This is a genomic window from Nocardia sp. TBRC8007, from assembly GCF_056629435.1.
Map to the genome: position 1 here is coordinate 1 of NZ_JBWSOR010000241.1, position 234 is coordinate 234.

The following is a 234-nucleotide window of genomic DNA, read 5'->3' on the forward strand; positions in this document are numbered from 1 at the left end:
TGTCGATCGATCCGGGGTATCCGGTCGACCGTATCCGGTATGTCCTCGCCGATGCTGATCCGGTTGTGGTTGTGACCACGGCGGCGGTTCGGGGTTTGTTGCCCGAGACCGGGATTGGGACGGTCGTCCTCGACGACCTCGACCTCGATGTCGGCCTCGATGTCGATGTTGATGTCGATGTCGTTTCCGGTCCGGATGTGGAGGTGGGTGTGGGGGTGCGTCGTGGTGTGTTGC

At 62.4% G+C, this 234-nt stretch carries 1 protein-coding gene; it reads left to right on the forward strand.

The features are described from left to right. Positions 1-234: hypothetical protein (locus ACX4ZE_RS23495; protein ID WP_480275650.1), on the forward strand; the 234-nt coding region annotated here is incomplete at both ends.